Source organism: Paenibacillus selenitireducens, from assembly GCF_002021565.1.
GTDB lineage: Bacteria > Bacillota > Bacilli > Paenibacillales > Paenibacillaceae > Paenibacillus_K > Paenibacillus_K selenitireducens.
In genome coordinates this window covers 501,495-521,823 of the sequence record NZ_MSZX01000002.1, presented here as the reverse complement: position 1 = coordinate 521,823, position 20,329 = coordinate 501,495, and the positions used below count along the sequence as shown (strand labels likewise).

Here is a 20,329-nt window from a genome sequence, read left to right as displayed (position 1 = left end):
CTTAGCTCATCTCCTTGATTCCAAAATCCTGCAATCCTGCATCATTCATCGCCGTTACACGTAACGTCTCCCAAGGTAGCCCCTCAGCGTCCACGTGTTGAACACGAACTATCTTCTCCTCCCCTGGGATAAGATCAAAGAAATTATCATCCATGACCACCCAAGGGGCATCTAGTTCAATCATCACCATCCGTGCAACACGATCCGATAGCAAGCAGATCAGTCCTTTCGCCTCATCCACAGAGACTTGGATATGTGCCGGTTGATAATCCATATACTTGTGATCCCGCAAATAGAATACATAATCTTCTGTCACTCGATTCTTCGAGCGAAGCACGGCGACAACGTCACGCGGATTATGCTGCTGCAGCACCTCTACTTCCGGAAGCGTGGCAAAATTCACTTTTCCGTTCTCTTCCACGAACACATCGAATTCGCGCTGAAACACGACCGTACCATCCATCAGATAAAGGATCAACTCCACCTGATCCTGATAAGCCTCACGCCGGTCATTGACAGCCCAAAGGCGTAGCGGTTGGTTCGGATCATGATCCACACTTAAGAGCACCGGTGCGAAAAATTTACGCGCATAGTGATAGCTCGCCTTGGGTAAGCCGTAATAGTCAATTACAGACCAACTTGTGCCCGGCCAGCAGTCATTAAATTGCCAGAATAGAGCCCCGCTCGTATCCGGTTTATTGCGCCGGTAATGCTCAATGCCATACCTTAACCCCTCAGCCTGCGTCAGCATCGAGAATTGAATATATTCATCGATATCCTTCGGAACCCCCGTATAACCTTCCATTAGTAGAATTCCCTTAGGGTAATGGACATCTTTGTTGCGATACTTCATTTCATCGCTGCCCCAATAGAATTGGTTATCCGGCATGTTCTTCGCTAAGGTATATCGATTGGAAGCGGCATGCATCCCGAATTCACTGGCGAATTTCGTGAAATCGGTCTTGAATCGTTTGAACGAGATCCCTTCAACACTATAATCTTGGGTCTGTGGTTCACCAAAGTGGCGCGGCTCATTATTTCCATGCCAGACCTGCCAGTTATGCGTATCGCCCACATCACGCGAATTATGGTCATTCCCGCCAAAAGGCGAGCTAGGCCAGAACGTTCGCGTTGGATCTAATTGCTCGAGAACCGCGGGCATGAGCTCGTGATATATTTTTTCCCCATAAAAAGGATGTGTGATCTCGCCACTAGAGTATAGGGCCTCATACAACCAATCATTTTCGTTATTCCCACACCATAGCGCAAGGCATGTACGACTGCGAAGACGTTTTACAATCTGCTCAATTTCACGGTGCACATTGTTCATGAAATTACGGTTATAATCCGGGTACAATGCACAAGCGAACATGAAGTCCTGCCAGACTAAAATCCCTAGCCGATCACATTCATCAAAGAAAATATCCCGTTCATAAATGCCGCCGCCCCACGCACGCATCATATTCATGTTGGCATCTTTGGCCATTTGAAGAAGATGCGTGTACCGGCTGTCCGGCACGGTCGCAATAAAGCTGTCGATAGGAATCCAATTGGCACCTTTAGCGAACACTTTAACACCGTTCAACACAAACGTAAAGGCATGACGTCCCTCTTCATCCCGCTGCATTAATTCGATCGTGCGAATGCCAAACGGCTGCTCATACGTATCAATTTGCTCCCCATCCGCAAATAACGTCACGCGTAGATGATATAAGAAAGGGGTTCCTAGATCATGGGTCCACCATAACTTCGGATCTGCTACCTTCAAGGTAACGGAGTTATGCAACGTCCGCGCTGTAATCGCGCCGTCAACCATTACACCCCCGAAGCGATCTAAAGGCACATTGGCTTCCGCAACGCTCTCTGCGCCCTCTAAGAGCTCCACACGCGCCGAATACGAAGCCCCGCGATCAAAGGCATGCGCGCATAAATCCACATCCACAACACCGACTTGATCCTGTATGGAGGTGGTGCGAGCAAACACGCTGTCTATATGCGCGTGACGCCGTTTCATCAAATACACATCTTTCCAGATTCCTGCGCAGACAAGGCGCGGACCCCAGTCCCACCCAAAATGACTTTGCGCTTTACGCGTCCAAATTCGTTTCTTGCTAAAGCCCGACCAATAATATTGAATTTTATCTCCCGCATGTACATGAACAGGATCAAATTTCACCGCAAGCGTATTTTTCCCCTTATTTAACTCACGGGTTACATCGAAAGAATGGCTGATGAACATATTATCCGTCGACCCGAGCTCCACGCCATTCAGATAGATGGTTGCGAAGGTATCCAGCCCTTCGAACTTAAGCTCCATCTTCTCTCCCGGCTCCAGATCAGCATCGAATGAAAAGACCGTCCGATACCACCAAACCTTTTCCTCCACCCAACGGCATTTCTGATCTTGGTGGCCAAAAAACGGATCCTCAATGATCCCTTTCTCACGCAGCGTGGTATGGATATCACCAGGCACCGTCGTTGTCATCCAAAAGTAATCAATGAAATCAGGCGATGCAACTTCAAGATCTCGGGCTTCCCCAACATGAAAATCACGCAGCTTCCAATTTTCGGTTAATTTAATATTCATTCTCTTCATCATCGCTCCTAAAATGAAAGACGCCAAAACCGGTTTCGGTTTTGACGTCCCTGTTTTATACGTAAACTAAGCTATCTAAAATTTCTTGTACGCTAAGTTCTGCGCAAGCCATCGATGTATCCGCAACGCCATAGTACATTTTGACAACGTCGCCTTCCACGAGCGCACCGCAGGAGAACACGACATCACCGAAGAAACCGTTCTTCTCGTACTCAGCTTCCGGCTCCATGATCGGTGCATTGGAGCGTGCAATCACTTTTGAAGGATCGTTCAGGTCTAGCAAGACCGCACCCATGCAATAACGATGATCCAGCGTTGCGCCATGGTACAGCTCCAACCAACCTTTTTCCGTTTTGAAAGGCACTGCGCCCCCGCCGATACGACCACTGTCCCACATGCCGTCACGCAATCCGATCAAATGCTTGTGGTTCCCCCAGTATAATAAGTTATCTGATTCAGCGATCCACATTTCAGGATTTCCTGTGCTCTTCGTCGTTGGACGGTGCAAAGCATAATATTTGCCGTTAATTTTCTCTGGGAAAATCAACACGTCTTTATTATCGGGTCCGAAGATCATACCGTGATGAGTTACATTCACGAAATCTTTGGTCGATACCATCGATTCACCTACACCCACAGGGGATACGGCAGAGAAATACACATAGTACGTATCTCCAATTTGGGTTACGCGAGGATCTTCCACACCGAATGTCTCTAACGAATTTGTAGGATATACAAATGGTTTCTCATCCACCGTGAAGTGATGTCCATCCTTACTGCGTGCAATTCGAATATACGATAATGAAGTCAAATACTGGAACGTTGCACTTTCGGATTTATTCTTGATCACACGTGGATCCGAGAAGTCAAAACGCTCATCATCCGTGCTCAGGTCAATGATCTCTAATTCATTTATCTCCGGATTGAAAACCGGGGCTTTCACAATTTTCGGATCCTTGCTGATTGGACGTTCAGCTACACGAAGAAACATCAATACTTCGCCATTATAGCTCGCGATACCGGCATTAAACGCGCCAATCACTTCGAAGTTATCGTGATACGGCTTCACGTCAGCTGGTGTAATCAGTGGATTTTGTTCATAACGATAGATTTTCATATTGTAATAACTCTCCTAAACAATGGATTTCATATTTATAAGATTTCAAATGGAGCAAACGGATCAGGAATTGTCGCACGTTGTGCTTCCGCATCGCTGATTCCAGCATATAAGTGAGCCGTACCGTCTTTATGGCGAACAAGCCCACCGCTAAATACGACATCCTCCAAATCAGCGCGTTTCGCTACGCCTGGCAAGAATTGATTACGTACAGCGATTAATTGAATATCCGAATATACACCTGTCGCAGGATCAATCGCAAATACCATCGGGTAATAGTGACGATCCCCTGCATCATCAAACGATGCAATATGTCCAAGGACACCGAGAAGACCGTTCTTCAACAAATGAGCTTCATTCGCGCCGCCCCACTCCGCATCAATGAATTGCCCTTCCAGCAGCGGTGTTTCTTCGATCAATGGAATGGATAGCTCATCCAAGGATGCAATGCGGGTAAAGCCGATTTTGCCGCGTCCGCCTTTATCCCCTTGCGGACGAGTCAGCACGCCGACGCCATCCTTCAAGTCTACAAGCCGCAAGTCTTTCATGCCGTCTGGACCTGTGAAGAACAACTCCAAGTTGGCGATGTTCTTCCCACGATAGAATACTGTACGCCACATCAAACCCTCCGCCTTTGTCGGGTGCGGATAAATTTGCACGCCCCCAACGATCAACTCGCCGTTGATTTTCGTAAAGAACGGATCTTGAAGTTCTAGGGTAGGGGCTCCTTCACGTGGAACCCATACGCCGTCACGCTCGACGAAAAATACGACATCTGAATGTTCGCTGTCACGAGATTCAACCCGTCCTGCAATCACCCAATCCTTCTCATCTTCGAAGAGTGCGGTAATGTTATAGACATCTTTGTCGCCAACACCTGTGAATATTAATTTCGCTACATCCGTTACGGCAGCATCTTTCATGGCGTATTCCATAAGGAGTTGCTCACATGTTTTGACGGCGGATTTACTTAGTTTCATTGCGATTTCATCCTCTCTTTTCATCAATGGTCACGTTATACACGCATCCATATTACGGCCTCATTCGGCAGCAAGTTGACCGAATCTATCCCATTCACCGTTTCTCGACAACTGGATAATAAACAAGTAGCTTCCCCGCCTAACAACGCTCTAGGATCGATCTGTACGCTCTGTTTGTCATAATTTAAGGCGACAAGCGCACTGCTATTCGTTTCTTTCCATGTTCTTACATATAAAATAAGATTGCCTCTGCGTTCCAATACGGTATAATCTCCGAACTGAAATACTTCCAGTGTATTGCGCAAATGCAGAAGCCTTTTATAATAATGAAGCAGCGAATCCGGTTGACTCCATTCGGACTCCACGTTCCATTGCTGATAATTCGGACCCATACCAATCCAAGGTGTTCCTGTGGTAAACCCGCCATGGGGACCTGCATTCCATTGCATCGGAGAGCGGGAAGCATCCCGTCCCTTCGCATTTGCGATTTCCAGTGCCTCCGCTGGCGTCTTCCCGTGGTTCACAGCGATGTCATAGGCATTTAATCCTTGAACATCCCGCATATCTTCGAGTCGATGAGCTACGAAATTCCGCATACCGATCTCTTCGCCGAAATATAAGAAAGGCACCCCTTTGGCGGTGAGGGCCAACGTCGCCATGAGGCGAGCCCGCTTTGTGTCGATCTCCATATCGCCTTCGCCAAAACGTGAAATGACACGAGCCATATCATGACTGCCGAAAAATAATGTCGGAATCTGATCCTCACGGTGTACCCGCTCCATCGTCTCCAACTCGGCGAACAAGTTCTCCGGACTAAATTCCTTCTGACTTCCGAGATTGAAATTAAAGACTACATCCAATTTCCCGTCACCGCTATAATGCTTCAGCAGGTTCATATCTTCGGAGCCGACCTCACCCACCATGAACATTCCGCTGCGTGCATGAACAAACTCGCTGATTTCTTGGATGACCTCTAGAATTCCATCTTGATCCTGGTCATTTACATGCTTCTGTTCACCGGTTGCTTCATCCATCGGGTTATCCGGGAATTGATTGGATACGGACAAGAAGTTGATGACATCTAGCCGGAAGCCGTTCACACCTTTGTCCAGCCAAAATGCCATTACCTCCTTCATCGCTTCATTGACTTCTGGATTCGCCCAGTTCAAATCGACCTGTTCTTTCGCAAAGCCATGATAGTAATACTGTTCTGTCGCTGCATCCCATTCCCAGGCCGTTCCGCCAAAAAAGGACTCCCAGTTATTCGGCACACCGCCATCGACGGCATCCTTCCAAATATACCAATCCCGCTTCGGATTCGTCCTGGAGACCCTAGATTCCTTGAACCATGCATGCTCTGAAGACGTATGATTCAAAACCAGATCCGCGATCACATGAATCCCTCGCACCTTCGCTTCCCGGATAAAACGTTCGAAATCATCCATAGTTCCAAAATCAGGGTCTACTTGGCAATAATCTGCAATGTCATATCCATTATCTACTTTTGGCGACGTATAGAACGGCGTTAACCAGATCCCTCGCACCCCAAGATCTTGTAAATAATCTAACTTTGAGGTAAGACCGATGAAATCACCGATCCCATCCCCATTGCCATCACTGAAGCTTGGCATATACACTTCATAGAATACCGTCTGTTTCCACCACGGCTTAACCATTCGATATCCCCTCCCATGCAGGCCTATTTCAAGTTAAATTGCATACCTTCTTGGAACTTCTTACCGAAAATAATGAACAAGATAATAATCGGCAAGGTGAGCATAACCGCCCCGGCATACATCGGACCTGGATACGACTGATACGGACCGAACATCTGCGATAGCAAGACGTTCAACGTCAGCATCCCGTCACTCCGTACGACGATCATATCCCAGAGGAGCTCTGTCCAACGTTCCATAAGGAGGAACAAGAAGACAACGGTTGTAATGGACTTCGACATTGGCATCATAATTTTGTATAGAATCTTGAAGTCTGATGCACCATCCAGCTTCGCTGCTTCAATGAACACGGTTGGTACCGCCTTAAAGAAGTTCGTGTACATGAAGATTCCCCATAAGCTCATGGCTTTCGGAATAATAAGCGCCCAATACGTATCGAACAGTCCCACTTTTTGAATGATCAAAAAGTTAGGAATGATTAGAATAATCGCCGGGAAGAACATGTGGAACAATACAAAATTGTTGATTGTATCTCTTCCGCGGAATTTCAGCTTCGCTAAGGCATAAGCAACCATGATCCCGAACAGCATCATCAACGCTGTAGAAACTAACGATACGAATACACTGTTAAAGAAGGCATGAATCCATGGTCTTGTGATCCCTGTCTCGCCACCCGTAAAGAGCCATTGATAAGAGCGCAGCGTTAACTTCGTCGGTATCAATTTCCGATCTACCTGCGACCAATCGGCAAGCGAGTTCAATACCATGTATAAATAGGGGAAAACCATAATCACGAGCAGTACGATCGCAAAAATGTAGCGGATCGACAACCGTAACTTGTTGTTTGCTTTAGACCCAACCATTGCGCTTACCCCACATTTCTAATAGTTTTCTGATCACGAAGATGGACACAAATGTTACGACAGCGGCCAAAATCGCGATAGCGGATGCATAACCTGCCTGCAGGTTTTTAAAGGCTTGGCTGTATATTTCCATTTGCCAGGTATTCGTTGCATAGTTCGGTCCACCGCCTGTTAATTGGTACACCTCAGTGAAGATCCCGAACGTTGCCCCAAAGGACAAAATTAATGTCGTATAGATCGCAGGGTAAAGCAACGGCAATGTAATTTTCCAGAACTTCTGGCTATCTTTCACGCCATCAATCGCTGCAGCTTCATACACTTCTTGATCAATACTTTCTAGACCAGAAGTAAGGATTAGGGCATAGTAGCCGGTAAATTTCCAAGCAATGATTAACGCAACGACGAACAATGCCGAGAAGGATCCGCCCAGCCAATCGATATCAAGTCCTAATCGTTCCCGCAAGAACGTCTGGACAGGGCTTGTATGTGATAAAAACCCTTTAACAATCAGGGAAGCAACAACCCCTGATGATAGATAGGGTAAGAAGAATCCAATAAGAAACACGGATTTAAATTTAGGCAGTCCCTTTACAACCACCGCGACTAGAAGCGACAAGATTGTGACAAGCGGAACAAATACGATCATGAATTTATATGTTACCCAAAACGCCGCTTGCACTCCCGGTGTGCCTAAAGCTTTGGTAAAGTTCTTAAATCCTACAAAATCATAGGTTGGTGAAATTAAGTCCCAGTTCGTGAAGGACAAGTATAGGGACCAGATGAGCGGCCCTAAGAAGAATACGGTCGAGAAAACAAGGTAGGGGCTGGTAAAGAGCCAGCCCAACCGATTATTGTGTTTGTCAATCATTATTGAAGTTCCCCTTCAATCGCCTTCTTCATCTTATCCCAACCTGTTTTTGGATCAATCTCACCACGAACGATCTTGTTGAATGCTTCTTGGCCAATCATAGTTTGTAATTCGTTGAATTTCGGATTGTCCATTGGCGGAACTGCACTTGGGATTGCTTTTGCATATTCTTGCAATACAGGCGTTTTATCAAATACAGGTTTAAACACTTCATTCGTACCTACATCATCACGTGCCGGAGGCAAATTCGTTTCTTGGAAGAAATCTACATCGTGTTTGTCATCCGAGTATACCCATTTGATGAATTCCATGGCAGCTTTTTGTTGTTCAGGGCTTGCTGATGCATAAATAACAAGTCCTTTCGCATCCGCAAATGTTTTTGCATTCGCTGGATCCATACCGTCTGGAACAGGAGGCAAGGTTACTTCATAGTTCTTCTTGTACTGAAGTTCTGGATATTTCTCAGCCCACATGTTGAATGTCCAAGGGCCAATATCTGTAAAGACGCCCACTCCATTTTCGAATGGTTCCGTTACGTTCTGAGTCAATAGCCCTTTTTCCTTGCGTAGGTTATCCACGAAAGTAAGAACTTCTACGCCTGCTTTTTCATCGCCGACAAATTTTGTTCCTTCAATAAACTTGTTACCGTCTGAAGCTGCATCATACAACATAAAGAAGTCGAACCATCTTTTCCAAGATGTTGGATCGGCCAAGTCTGGTTTCGCCCACAGATATTTATCCGGGAATTTGGCTTTTAATTTCTTTGTTGCTTCGATCACTTCGCTGTATGTTCTTGGAACTTCGTTCACACCAGCTTCTTTCAAGATATCCGTTCTCCATCCGAACAACATCGCATTGGAGTAGATTGGAAGTACATATTGATGGCCGTCCGCAAATTTCCAAGGTTCAATCGTTTTGGTCATGTTACGTTTCGTCACAATATCATTGAAACCATCTAACGTATCCATCGGAACTAACGCTTTACTGTTCGCAAGCTGCGCTGCAAAACCACGGCTAATATTTTCAGTCATCGTTGGTGCGCTTCCGCCTGCAATGGCTGCTTGGATACTTGCTTCTGAAGTTGGAGATTCCTTGATCGCGCTTACGTTAATTTTAACTTTAGAGTTCACTGCCTCATATTCTTTAGCAATTCTCTGCCAATAAGCTTGTTGAGGTGGGTTAGGTGATGCCCAGAACTCAATTGTTGTTACTCCATCTGCTGAAGTACCTGAATTACTGCTCTTCGCTCCACAACCTGCAAGAATCGTGAATACAAGCGTAAATGCAAGTAATACCGAAAGCTTCTTTTTCATGAAATAAAACCTCCCTAGATGTCGATGCACTCTCATGCATGCATTTGTAATTCTTTGATGCGAATTTGTAACGTTACAAACTAATGTTTGTTTACGTTTTGTAAGCGTTACAAGTGTAATTATTAAGCTTTTCGGGCGAATTGTCAACCTTGTTTTTATCTTTTCATGTAAAAGACACAATTATTAATACCATCTCCCAACTTTACTAAATCATTTTGTAACGTTATTATATTGTTATAATCAACGTATTGTAATGATGGTTTTGCAGCATAATCTTTAGTATTATGAGAAATAGCGGGGAAAATCATGCATTGAACTACTATTAGAAAGGACGTATCTTCGCATGAAAGTGAAAATAACGATGCAAGATATCGCCGATCGATTAAACATATCGAAGAACTCTGTTTCACAGGCTCTTTCCGGTAAAGACGGTGTAAGTGAGGAAACGAGGAAATTAATTATCGATGCAGCGGAAGAGATGGGCTACATCTATTCGCGAGGGCGCAAAAACACAGAAGAGGACGCTGGAACCTTTGTCATTTTGGCATCGGAATTCGCTTTTTCCCAGCGTAACTTTTTCGGAGAAATTTATCTAAGCATTGAGAAGGAAGCCGCGAAGCGAAATAAACGAATGGTTATTCAATCCATTGACAAGCATGCTGCGGATCATTTGATTCTGCCTCCGATATTAACGGATCAATCTGTAGATGGGATCTTGATTCTATCCCATATTACCGATCCTTATATCCAAGCAGTGACCGAGACCGGGATTCCCACGGTGTTAATTGATCATCACTATCCCGGTATCCAAGCGGACAGTATCCTCACCAATAATCGCTATGCCGCTTATTTAGCAGTGCAGCATTTAATTGATTTAGGACACACCCAAATCGGCTTTATCGGCAATATTCCATTCTCTCCTAGTTATTACGAGCGCTTAGACGGTTACCGTCTGGCCCTGTACCAGGCTGGAATTGAATACAATCCCGTATGGGTATTTGATCGTGCTAAGGAAGAAATGGATTATGTCTACGATGCGATTCAAGGATTGGACACGCAACCCACGGCATGGTTCTGCGTCAATGATGGGTTTGGATTCTTTATCAATTCCGTATTGAACAAGCTAGGTTATCATATTCCCCTAGATGTATCCATTGTCAGCTTCGATAATGGACAATTGTCACGTATCACGACGCCGATGACGACAACGATGGATGTAGATCTATCTTACTTCGGGCGTAAAGCCGTCGAACAACTCTTCTGGCGTATCCATCATCCCGAAGAGCCCTATGTGGAAATTCTCTTAAGGTCCAATTTGATCCTTCGGGAGTCCACGCAACAACCCAAAGCATGATCATAAAATCTTGCATATTTTACTTCATGAAGACAAGGATGTGTTGTACAGATGAATCCCTATTCCATCGTATTTGACGTGGGTGGAACAGCAATCAAAGCGGCCGTTACGACGAAGGACGGTCAAGTTATTGAATCAACGGTAGAGACGTACCCCGCTTATTCCAATCAAAGCCGGGCTTTTCTTCTCGATTACTTCTATCAGCTAATCCAGAAGCAGGCTAGCAAAATAACGGACAAGCAGCATACCTTTGCTGGAATCGGGTTTGCTTATCCAGCTCCATGTGATTACGAGCATGGGATCAGTTACATTCAAGGACAATCCAAATTTGATGCCTTATATGGCGTTAGTATCATGGATGCGGTTCGAGAGCGCCTAGAAGAAGATGCACAATTACGGCCTCGGATGGAACCCAACTACCGGATCATTTTTGATAATGATGCCCGTTTATTCGGGGTTGGTCAGTGGTTCACAGGCCCGGCGAAGCAAGTCGACAAATCGCTATGTATCACGATCGGGACGGGAACTGGTGCCGTATTTATCGACCATGGCGTTGCGATTAAGAATAAAGAAATCTACGATCATGCCTATCGTGAGAGCATTATCGATGATTACATCTCCAAACGCGGTATTCTTAAGATCGCTGAAGAAGCTGGTGTTCCCACGAGATGGGATGTACGTGATATCGCAGATGCAGCCAGAGAACAGAAAGATAAAGCATCTATCGCCGTCTTCCATCAGTTCGGAACCATGTTAGGAGAAGTCCTTGAACGTTATGTGGATGAATTTCAGCCGGAATTGATCATCTTAGGTGGACAAATTGCCAAAGCAGGCGACCTCTTCCTCCCAAGTACACGTGATTACCTGAAAGAACGCGCTCCACAATTTCATATTGCTGAGAATGGCTCCCATAGTACCTTTGCTGGTATATCCGCAATTATTCAAGGTTTTAGCGAATAACAAATGAACGAATACAAAAAAGGAGTGCATCGTCTTTAAAGATGATGCACTCCTTTGTGTTAGATGTGTATGATATACATTATACCGCTTCTAAAGACTCAGCTTCTGTAACCAACTCCCGTTTTAACTTAATTAACTTAATGCGGGAGACACGCAAATTATCTGTATCTTCAACGATAAACTCGAAGTCGCCATGCATAATGGATAATCCCTTTTGCGGAGGAATTTCAATTTGTGCATACAACCAGCCGCCAATCGTATCATAATCTTCCGTTTCAATTTCTAAACCGAATTTATCATTGACTTCATCAATTAATAGTAATCCGTCTAAAGAATACGTATTCTCGTCTCTCTTCTCAATGACAGGACGTTCTTCATCGAATTCATCCTGGATTTCACCAACGATTTCTTCCATGATATCTTCCAACGTCACAAGACCGGATGTTCCACCATACTCATCAATCAAAATGGCAATTTGCGTCTTATTCTTCTGCATTAATTTCAGAAGCGCACTAATCTGCATAGACTCAGGCACCGAAGTAATAGAACGTATAATCGATTTCGTATCGGTTAAATCTTGCGATTTCAACAAATCTTTAATATGAATGAATCCAATAATATGGTCTTTATCTTGTTCACACACCGGGTAACGTGTACGCATTTCTTCTAACGCAATAGCTTTGTTCTCTTCTTGCGTCAAATGGGTATACAGACAAATCATTTCCGTTCTCGGAATCATGATTTCCCGCGCTGTGGTCTCAGCAAATTCAAATATATTATCAACAAGCGTCATCTCTGTATTATCAATCAGACCGCTGCGATTACTTTCTTTCATCAAGATGCGAATCTCTTCTTCCGTATGAGCCGAATCATGCTCCGAAGCTGGCGCAATTCCAAATACGCGAAGGAGTTTGTTCGCAAGTCCATTTAATGCCCAAATGAATGGGTACATGATTTTATAAAATACCATAAGAACCGGTGCAGCTAACAGCGTAACATTCTCTGCTTTACGAATCGCCATCGTCTTCGGTGCCAATTCACCTAGCACGATGTGTAAAATTGTAATCACTACGAATGCAATAATAAACGAAATGGTATGAATCAGAACCTCTCCCATGCCAAACGATTCGAACACGGGTTTTAGCAACTGCGCAATCGCAGGCTCTCCTAACCAACCTAATCCTAGCGAAGCAAGTGTAATTCCTAATTGACATGCCGATAAGTAGGCATCTAAATGGTTCACGACGCTTTGGGCGAATTTAGCTTTCTTATTCCCTTCTTGGACGAGTGTATCGATGCGGCTGCCCCGCACTTTCACCATCGCAAATTCCGCGGCTACAAAAAAACCATTTAAAAATACCAATACAAAAACAAAAAATAAGTTTAACAAACTCGGCAGTGGGTCATCCATTCTTCCTTCCTACTCCCCCTCGCTGCATGAACTAAAGCGAGCTGAAGGCGAATAGGTACACCTCCTTTAATTTTAGAAATCCTATATTAATATTTAATTATAACGATTGATAGGTTTGTCCGTCAAATCATAGGAAATAATTCGAAGAGAAATAAAAAGCTGGATATCTTGTAAATGCCTATGATTTCGGCTTTCTACGCAGCATTTGATTATGTTTGATCTTGATTTCATTGCCTTGCTCCGTAGCTTCATAGAAAATACGATTTCGGATATTCGACGGCAAATAATCTTGTTCTACATAATGGCCTGGGTAATTATGCGGATACTTATATCCTTCATGGCCCAGCTTCACAGCCCCTTTATAATGCGTATCTCTTAAATGCAACGGCACCTCTGCTGATTTAATCTCTTCAAAAGATTGCATCACTTTCGAGATAGCCAGCGCAACAGCATTGGACTTCGGACTCTCCACAGCGAACAAAATTGCCTGGGCAATAATGTATTGAGACTCTGGCCAACCAATTTTGTGATAGGCGTCCAGTGCGCTAACTGCTTGTACCATCGCTTGCGGGTTCGCTAGGCCAATATCTTCACTGCATGCAACGGTTAGTCGACGAATAAAGGTCATCGGGTCCATACCAAGCTTCTCGACGGCATAGAGAAACCAGAACAACGCGGCATCGCTTGAACCGCGAATACTCTTATGAAATGCGGATAGAACATCATATTGCGTCGATTCATCCGCTCGCACGGTAGGCCGACGTATGGACTCTTCCGCCACCTCTACCGTGACACGAATATCCCCTTCTGCATCGGGTGGTGTTGTCAGGGCAGCGAGCTCTAGGGCGTTCAAGGCGCGCCGAATATCACCATTAGCCATACTTGCAATATGCTGAAGCGCATCTTCATTGACACCTAAACGCATAAACCCAAGCCCTCGGTCGTGATCCGCTAGTGCTCTACGCATAGCTAACATGGAATGTTCTTGCGTAAGCGACTGCAGCTGGAACAGCGTTGAACGGCTTAGTAAGGCACCATTCACGTAATGGAACGGATTCTCCGTCGTTGCACCGATAAATACAATAATGCCCTGCTCCACGGCCGGGAGCAACGCATCTTGTCGGGAGCTATTAAAGCGATGCACTTCATCTAAAAATAACGTCGTCTTGGTTCCATACATCACCTTATTCTGCTTCGCTTGTTCAATGACATCGCGAACATCCTTTACCGAAGCATCCACGGCATTCAGACGGACGAAGGTGCCCTTGGTCTGTTGCGAAATAATATGAGCTAATGTCGTCTTCCCGCACCCTGGAGGTCCGTACAGAAGAATGGAGCTCACTTGGTCCGCCTCAATGGCTCGTCGCAGCAATTTGCCAGCTCCAACGATATGTTCCTGTCCAATATATTCATCCAGCGTCTGCGGACGCATGCGATCTGCGAGCAACCGCAGGCGTGGTTGTGCTTCTTCTTGATATGAAAATAAATCCATGCTCTAATCCCAGCCTTCTACTTCTTCATTATATCATCCTACAAGGCTAACACTTGTTCTTATATCATACCACAAAACCTCACCCAATCGAATGGGTGAGGTTCTTCAAGGTTACTTTGATTTTTTCCATGTAGGGTCGCCCTTTGCATGCAGCCAATCCGTGATTCGATAGAAGCACCATGGGACGACAAACGACAGAATCGCACAAAAAATAATCATTCCGGGCGGATAACGTTCGTTCAACCAATTCCACAAGCTAACATCAATCCTTTTCCGATTCTATGACATTACCCGTTCGTTTAACAATGCTGTTGACCTTGATGATGATTTTGGATTTCGAGAATAGATTCTCTCCTTCCTCCCAGTTATCTTTGATCTTTTCCCATTGCGCATAATGCTCCTGAGACAAATATGCCCCTAACTCCAGAACATCTCTTCCGTAATCCTGTTGCAAAATCTTAACCACATGGTTCGTTATCCGTGCAATGTCTTGGTCTATCCGATCTTCTAAAGTAAGGATGATCTTCTTCTTCGTGATATCCATCTGTTTATAAATCTGTTCTAGCGTCCCCATCGTATGGATATCAATATAGAAGGTAACCTGCTTCTCACCGGTGATTTGGGCATGCATCTTGCGTTTAACGCGCTCTATACCATAGGCTACTAATTGACCGTTCAGTTTTGCATTAATTACGCCGCCCTTGACGAGATCACGGATATAATTCGTTCCCGCCGTATCTTCACCATCAAGAAAACCAATGAATCGATTTGACCGACCATCAAATAAGGCACTTCCATTAATAAAAATGTTATGTTCTTTGGTAATGGATATAAGCTGAATCAAGAAGCTATCTCTTTTTAGCAGGGATGCATGTACCTTGCCAAGTCGTGATACCTCAAGCATTCTGGAACTTTCCTGTGTGTTTTGCGCTGCTGAATGGATGAATTTCGTCGGCATTTCCTCGTTCGGAGGTTTGATATTAAGGATATCCTTCGCCTTTCCATTGGACACCATCACACTAAGTGATCTGCGCATCTCTTTCTCTCGAACGAAGTAATCCATAATATCCGAAAAGGCACCTTCTCTCCTTGCCACTTGGTCTGACACGATGACGACCTGAAGATGCTCAAAGAACGGAGAACGGCTCGTCTTTGACGATAGCTTGGCCGTAAGTGATGAGAGTGTATCGCCTCGAAGCGTTATATTGAAATAACTTTGGTCAGAGCTCCCGCTGCTGCCCGCTCTTTTGAGACGGGAAGGTACAACCAATTGATAAGTAACCAGATAGTCTCGCTCCGCGAATCCATTACCTTCTTCTGCAGCACCTTGTTCTTGTTCATCAGGAATGTCAATCCCGACCCCCACCACAAATCCTCGTTCATCAATTTCAACTCGATCCCAACACCCCGTTGTACAAAACAAGGTCCAACCCATCACCAGACTGACGACCACCCTCCTAATCACTTGATTGTACTCCCCGGATTGCTGCCACAATCAGTAGGCTGGTGGGAATAATTGCTGCAAATGCTATCCCCATGATGCTAATGATTGTCCCCAAGTAGACATATTCCACTTGATCCTTCGGAAACATACTAATCAGAAAAATAATCGGACTAAGGATGAGTAGACATGTTCTCTTATCCAATTTCTTTATTGCTGAGGTTAGACAGTGAACGGACACATCCATAACAATACTCGATGTATTATAGAGCGTCATAATCCAGATGATAAAAAGTACGGATTCAAACCGTTCAAAAAATTGGCCAGGTATTTCGATCTCTTTTGCAATTTCAATCGCAGGATACATGATGTTAATCGTTCCTTCGCGTGTAAATATGCCAATCGCAATTATGAAAATAATTAAATATAGAAGAATCGGAATCGAAATGCCGATGATGATGGCTTTCGTTGATTCTTTTGGCTTGCGCATAAGTATGCTATAAAACATCACGATCTCATAGCCCAGCATAGAATATATCACTTGCCTTGCTCCGCTATAAATGTGCTTGCCATCTGTGATGAACATGGGCTTCAAATTCTCCCACTCAAATAATTCCACACTAAAGGCGAGCATGACGATAACAAAAAACAGGACGATCGGCAGAAATAAAACGCACAATCGAATAATACCCACCCGCGAGCCTGAAACTGCAACGATGACAACCAAGAGAAACGTGAGCGCAATGACTTCGATGGGCGTTCGGTCGAACAAATATTGCTTCGATATACTTGCAACAGCTCTCATCTCATACGCACAAAACATTAAAAAGTATACGGCCTGCAGCAAAGTCAGGACATAGGCGACCGGCTTGGTGACTATCAACGAAGTGTATTCATAAAACGTCATCCGTTTGAACCTTCCACACAATTTCGAGACGATCCAACCAAAGAACAGAGCAATTCCTCCGGCAACAAGGATGGATATCCAACCATCCGAGGACATTGTCTCACTAGCGACGAGCCGGGGTAGGGTTAGCACGCCCAGCCCAATAATCATAGAGGCTACCGTCATGGTTATTTCCCGTTGGCCAATCTCTTCATCCGCATAGTTGAAAATCCCCATGGTTCACCTCTTTCTGTTATGATTCTGCTGGTGATCTCCCGATTTTAGCATTTCAGGCTCCATCTCCAGATGCGATACGGGCGTACGAATTGCAGTATTTGTAATATCCTTGAAGAACGTAGGAGCAAATGGCGTAGAGTAAGGAAGCCCAAAGCTTCTGAGATTCACCATATGGATCATGATCGTAATAAATGCAAGCACAATGCCATATAAACCAAAAACCGCGGCAGCAATCATGATGCCAAAACGAAGCAATCGCAACGAAATCGCCGTACTATACGATGGCAAAGCAAAGGAGGATATAGCAGTAATCGCCACGATAATAACCATGATCGGACTTACGATCCCGGCGGATACCGCCGCTTCTCCGATAACGAGTCCTCCGACAATTCCTATCGTCTGACCTATTGGTTTAGGCAGCCGTATTCCCGCTTCGCGCAATAATTCCAGTGTTATCTCCATTATGAATGCCTCCACCACAGCGGGAAACGGAACTCCCTCTCTAGCACCAGCAATGGAAAATGCAAGCATGGAAGGGAGCATGCCATGATGGAATTCCGTTAACGCTATATATATCGCTGGTAGAAAGGTAGCCATAAAGGCTGCTCCGATTCGCAAGAGACGGATTACGCTAGATATCATCCAATTCTGGTAATTATCCTCGGGAGAGTGTAGTGACGTCGCAAAAGTAATCGGCATGATCAATTGAAAAGGTGTACCGTCTACAAGGATGGCTACCCTCCCTTGCAGAAGCGCGGCGGCAACCTTGTCTGGGCGTTCCGTACTTAAAATTTGGGGAAATGGAGATAAATAGTTATCTGATATCCACTGCTCAATAAGACCCGACCCATCCACATCATCCTTATGAAGGGTGACAAGCCTTCTCTTTACTTCCTGAACCAGCTTCGGGTTCGCTAGGTCATCAATGTAGGCTACGATCACATCTTTCTTCATCCGGTTACCTATCTTATAAGTATCAAATCGAAGATGCGGGTCTTGCACCTTTCTACGAACCAGTGCAGTTGTCGTACCCAAATCCTCGGTGAATCCATCTCGGGGACCGCGGATCAGGCCTTCGGTCTGCGGTTCTTCAATCCCCCGGCTCTTCCAGCCTTTCGTGCTTAGCATGAGCACCTTGTCCGCTCCCTCTACGAACAATGCTGTATCTCCAGCCAGGATGCATCGAATAGCTTCATCGAAATCCGAAATGACATCAATGGCTTGCAGGGGCAAAACCTCGGACTGTACGAATAAAAGCAGCTCCTCACCCGATACTGGAATATTCTTGTTAGAATCTGTGAGCGAAATCATTAGGCTTCGCAGAACCTGATCCTGAATGATATCTTTATTCGTGAGTCCTTCAATACCTACAACCCCGCAAGGGTGTGCATTTCCAAGTGTGATCTCCTTCACCTGAAGATCGTTTGGGCTCCCTAAGACGCATCGAAAGTTATTAATATTGTCCTTCACTGATGTTGACAGTACAGGCGTATTCGGTTGGTTAGACATCCATCTGCACCGCCTTCACGAAATAAGAATCCAGAGATTATTATTTCCTGAAAAAACCTAAAATATGAAAAACTTTCTGAGAGTGAATTACATCCAACGCAATAACAACCCCGCATAGGTTAACCCGCCGCCGAAACCAAACAACAGCATATGATCCCCAGGTTGTACTTTCCCCGAAGTAACGCCTAAATGCATGGCAAGCGGAATCGATGCCGCTGACGTATTCCCGTAGTATTCTAAGCTGTATAGGGCTTTCTCGATTGGAATTCCGCTTTTCTCGCATATCGATTCAATAATACGAAGGTTAGCACTGTGCGGTATGAACCAATCCACTTGCTCCACATCCCAACCAGCCTGATCGAGGAGTGTCTGAATTCCTTTTGGAACTGTACTGACAGCAAAACGGTATACTTCTCGCCCATTCTGTACGATCTTCCCGTCACCAGCTAGTGTCGCGCCATGAAGCTCTGTTCTGGAACCTGAGCGATATACATGCGTTCCTCCCAAGCCATCCGTTCCAAGCGTAGCCGTGATGAAGGCCCCTTGTTCCGGATCCTTCTCTACCATGACCACGCCTGCTCCATCTCCGAACAAAATGCAGGTAGAGCGATCCGTGTAATCCGTCACTCTCGTAAGCGTATCGGCCCCGAATACAAGAATTTTCTGATGAAGTCCCGCGCTAATCATGCCATTTGCCAGATGTAATGCATAGGAGAATCCTGCACATGTCGCATTTAAGTCCAATGTGCCTGTGGCGGGAATGCCAAAACGAGCCTGCACGATGCTTGCAACCGACGGAAACGGCAAATCCGGCGTGTTCGTCGCGACAAGGATCATATCCACGTCTTCAAGCATGACTGGGTAGTGAGCAAGCATATTATGAACGGCTTCGATACACATGTCGCTCGTATATTGCCCCTCCGCCACAACCCTACGCTCGCGAATTCCCGTACGCTGGACAATCCATTCGTCATTCGTATCCACCATCTTCTCCAGATCATAATTCGTAAGAATCTGTTCTGGCACATAACTACCAATGCCCGTAATACGTGCTCCGGCAACCCGATTTCTATCAGACAGCATATTGTTTTGCTCCATTTGTGTATTCAACGTACATTCCTCCTATGATTTTCATTTCTAATATTACCCAATAAATTAATACAAGGTATTAGTATCAGGTACTAAATTTAATTATAAAATAGCACACCCTTATTATGCTGTCAATGGGTGGCTTGTTATGCTAATATACAAATTAAGATGTATATGGTTGATTATGTAAATCCCATCTATCCTATCGGAGGTACTAATCATGAAACTTATGAAAAGCTTCACGGTTATCGTTCTTAATCTCGTCGGCGAGTTATGGATAGGCCTATGTCGTAAACCAGAATTTTATGATAAACATACCGTCACACGGACAAAGATAGGCTATACGATCTTCGTCCTGTCTGCCCTCCTGTTATCCGTAAGTGTCGTCACATGGGCTTATGACCGCTTACAATGAGTTCATGTAGTTTATCCTCAACTTCAGATTCATGAGAAAGTCACTTTCGTATACCGAAACTTATACTTTCTTATGTGGGCAAAAAAAAAAAGAACCTGTACCAGAGCTTTGCCCTGAACAGG

16 protein-coding genes are annotated in these 20,329 nt (G+C 45.0%); 3 read left to right on the top strand and 13 right to left on the bottom strand.

The window, feature by feature from the left end:
• Window position 1: 1 nt before the first annotated feature.
• The 7 genes from BVG16_RS06645 to BVG16_RS06615 form a co-directional block, all read right to left on the bottom strand.
• A complete protein-coding gene (locus BVG16_RS06645) occupies window positions 2-2,581 on the bottom strand; it encodes a beta-mannosidase (protein WP_078497980.1) in 2,580 nt (859 codons plus the stop codon).
• A 70-nt stretch (window positions 2,582-2,651) separates the two neighbouring features.
• Window positions 2,652-3,713 carry a BtaManbiosPhlase gene (locus tag BVG16_RS06640; RefSeq protein ID WP_078497746.1) on the bottom strand — a complete coding sequence of 354 codons (1,062 nt, stop codon included), beginning with the start codon at window positions 3,711-3,713 and terminating at the stop codon, window positions 2,652-2,654.
• A gap of 35 nt (window positions 3,714-3,748) precedes the next feature.
• The gene (locus BVG16_RS06635) at window positions 3,749-4,693 is read right to left on the bottom strand and encodes an MTP-1 family protein (protein WP_078497745.1); all 945 of its coding nucleotides are present in this window, start codon (window positions 4,691-4,693) and stop codon (window positions 3,749-3,751) included.
• Window positions 4,694-4,728: 35 nt separating this feature from the next.
• Window positions 4,729-6,369: a glycoside hydrolase family 13 protein gene (locus tag BVG16_RS06630; RefSeq protein WP_078497744.1), complete on the bottom strand. Its 1,641-nt coding sequence runs from the start codon at window positions 6,367-6,369 to the stop codon at window positions 4,729-4,731.
• Window positions 6,370-6,392: 23 nt separating this feature from the next.
• Window positions 6,393-7,232, bottom strand: coding sequence for a carbohydrate ABC transporter permease (locus BVG16_RS06625; RefSeq protein ID WP_078497743.1), 840 nt, complete (start codon window positions 7,230-7,232; stop codon window positions 6,393-6,395).
• Complete coding sequence (locus tag BVG16_RS06620) at window positions 7,219-8,097, bottom strand: carbohydrate ABC transporter permease (protein ID WP_233146933.1); 879 nt, start codon at window positions 8,095-8,097, stop codon at window positions 7,219-7,221. The genes BVG16_RS06625 and BVG16_RS06620 overlap by 14 nt, the downstream gene beginning before the upstream one ends.
• A 2-nt stretch (window positions 8,098-8,099) precedes the next feature.
• Window positions 8,100-9,413 carry an ABC transporter substrate-binding protein gene (locus tag BVG16_RS06615; RefSeq protein WP_078497741.1) on the bottom strand — a complete coding sequence of 438 codons (1,314 nt, stop codon included), beginning with the start codon at window positions 9,411-9,413 and terminating at the stop codon, window positions 8,100-8,102.
• Window positions 9,414-9,756: 343 nt separating this feature from the next.
• Between BVG16_RS06615 and BVG16_RS06610 the strand changes: the two genes are divergently transcribed.
• Together BVG16_RS06610 and BVG16_RS06605 are read left to right on the top strand one after the other, a co-directional pair.
• Complete coding sequence (locus tag BVG16_RS06610) at window positions 9,757-10,767, top strand: LacI family DNA-binding transcriptional regulator (protein ID WP_078497740.1); 1,011 nt, start codon at window positions 9,757-9,759, stop codon at window positions 10,765-10,767.
• Window positions 10,768-10,818: 51 nt separating this feature from the next.
• The gene (locus BVG16_RS06605; protein ID WP_078497739.1) at window positions 10,819-11,727 is read left to right on the top strand and encodes an ROK family protein; all 909 of its coding nucleotides are present in this window, start codon (window positions 10,819-10,821) and stop codon (window positions 11,725-11,727) included.
• Between the two features lie 79 nt (window positions 11,728-11,806).
• Here the strand turns inward: BVG16_RS06605 and BVG16_RS06600 are convergent, their stop codons facing one another.
• From BVG16_RS06600 to BVG16_RS06575, 6 genes are all read right to left on the bottom strand, one after another.
• Window positions 11,807-13,138, bottom strand: coding sequence for a hemolysin family protein (locus BVG16_RS06600; RefSeq protein WP_078497738.1), 1,332 nt, complete (start codon window positions 13,136-13,138; stop codon window positions 11,807-11,809).
• A gap of 178 nt (window positions 13,139-13,316) precedes the next feature.
• Window positions 13,317-14,630 carry a replication-associated recombination protein A gene (locus BVG16_RS06595; RefSeq protein ID WP_078497737.1) on the bottom strand — a complete coding sequence of 438 codons (1,314 nt, stop codon included), beginning with the start codon at window positions 14,628-14,630 and terminating at the stop codon, window positions 13,317-13,319.
• 262 nt (window positions 14,631-14,892) lie between these two features.
• Window positions 14,893-16,095 (bottom strand): Ger(x)C family spore germination protein, encoded by a 1,203-nt coding sequence (locus BVG16_RS06590; protein WP_144027310.1) that lies wholly within the window; start codon window positions 16,093-16,095, stop codon window positions 14,893-14,895.
• The gene (locus tag BVG16_RS06585) at window positions 16,088-17,194 is read right to left on the bottom strand and encodes a GerAB/ArcD/ProY family transporter (RefSeq protein ID WP_078497735.1); all 1,107 of its coding nucleotides are present in this window, start codon (window positions 17,192-17,194) and stop codon (window positions 16,088-16,090) included. The genes BVG16_RS06590 and BVG16_RS06585 overlap by 8 nt, the downstream gene beginning before the upstream one ends.
• Before the next feature lie 3 nt (window positions 17,195-17,197).
• On the bottom strand, window positions 17,198-18,703 hold the full coding sequence (locus BVG16_RS06580; RefSeq protein ID WP_078497734.1) for a spore germination protein: 1,506 nt from the start codon (window positions 18,701-18,703) through the stop codon (window positions 17,198-17,200).
• A gap of 87 nt (window positions 18,704-18,790) precedes the next feature.
• Window positions 18,791-19,786: a ketoacyl-ACP synthase III gene (locus tag BVG16_RS06575; RefSeq protein ID WP_078497979.1), complete on the bottom strand. Its 996-nt coding sequence runs from the start codon at window positions 19,784-19,786 to the stop codon at window positions 18,791-18,793.
• Between the two features lie 226 nt (window positions 19,787-20,012).
• Between BVG16_RS06575 and BVG16_RS06570 the strand changes: the two genes are divergently transcribed.
• Window positions 20,013-20,207, top strand: coding sequence for a hypothetical protein (locus tag BVG16_RS06570; protein WP_078497733.1), 195 nt, complete (start codon window positions 20,013-20,015; stop codon window positions 20,205-20,207).
• Window positions 20,208-20,329 lie beyond the last annotated feature (122 nt).

Excerpts from the sequence above, each read along its gene's own strand:
- BVG16_RS06585 (WP_078497735.1), bottom strand. The coding sequence starts at position 17,194 with ATGGGGATTTTCAACTATGCGGATGAAGAGATTGGCCAACGGGAAATA.
- BVG16_RS06635 (WP_078497745.1), bottom strand. The coding sequence starts at position 4,693 with ATGAAACTAAGTAAATCCGCCGTCAAAACATGTGAGCAACTCCTTATG.
- BVG16_RS06575 (WP_078497979.1), bottom strand. The coding sequence starts at position 19,786 with ATGCTGTCTGATAGAAATCGGGTTGCCGGAGCACGTATTACGGGCATT.
- BVG16_RS06625 (WP_078497743.1), bottom strand. The coding sequence starts at position 7,232 with ATGGTTGGGTCTAAAGCAAACAACAAGTTACGGTTGTCGATCCGCTAC.
- BVG16_RS06570 (WP_078497733.1), top strand. The coding sequence starts at position 20,013 with ATGAAACTTATGAAAAGCTTCACGGTTATCGTTCTTAATCTCGTCGGC.
- BVG16_RS06630 (WP_078497744.1), bottom strand. The coding sequence starts at position 6,369 with ATGGTTAAGCCGTGGTGGAAACAGACGGTATTCTATGAAGTGTATATG.
- BVG16_RS06610 (WP_078497740.1), top strand. The coding sequence starts at position 9,757 with ATGAAAGTGAAAATAACGATGCAAGATATCGCCGATCGATTAAACATA.
- BVG16_RS06605 (WP_078497739.1), top strand. The coding sequence starts at position 10,819 with ATGAATCCCTATTCCATCGTATTTGACGTGGGTGGAACAGCAATCAAA.
- BVG16_RS06600 (WP_078497738.1), bottom strand. The coding sequence starts at position 13,138 with ATGGATGACCCACTGCCGAGTTTGTTAAACTTATTTTTTGTTTTTGTA.
- BVG16_RS06615 (WP_078497741.1), bottom strand. The coding sequence starts at position 9,413 with ATGAAAAAGAAGCTTTCGGTATTACTTGCATTTACGCTTGTATTCACG.
- BVG16_RS06595 (WP_078497737.1), bottom strand. The coding sequence starts at position 14,630 with ATGGATTTATTTTCATATCAAGAAGAAGCACAACCACGCCTGCGGTTG.
- BVG16_RS06580 (WP_078497734.1), bottom strand. The coding sequence starts at position 18,703 with ATGTCTAACCAACCGAATACGCCTGTACTGTCAACATCAGTGAAGGAC.
- BVG16_RS06640 (WP_078497746.1), bottom strand. The coding sequence starts at position 3,713 with ATGAAAATCTATCGTTATGAACAAAATCCACTGATTACACCAGCTGAC.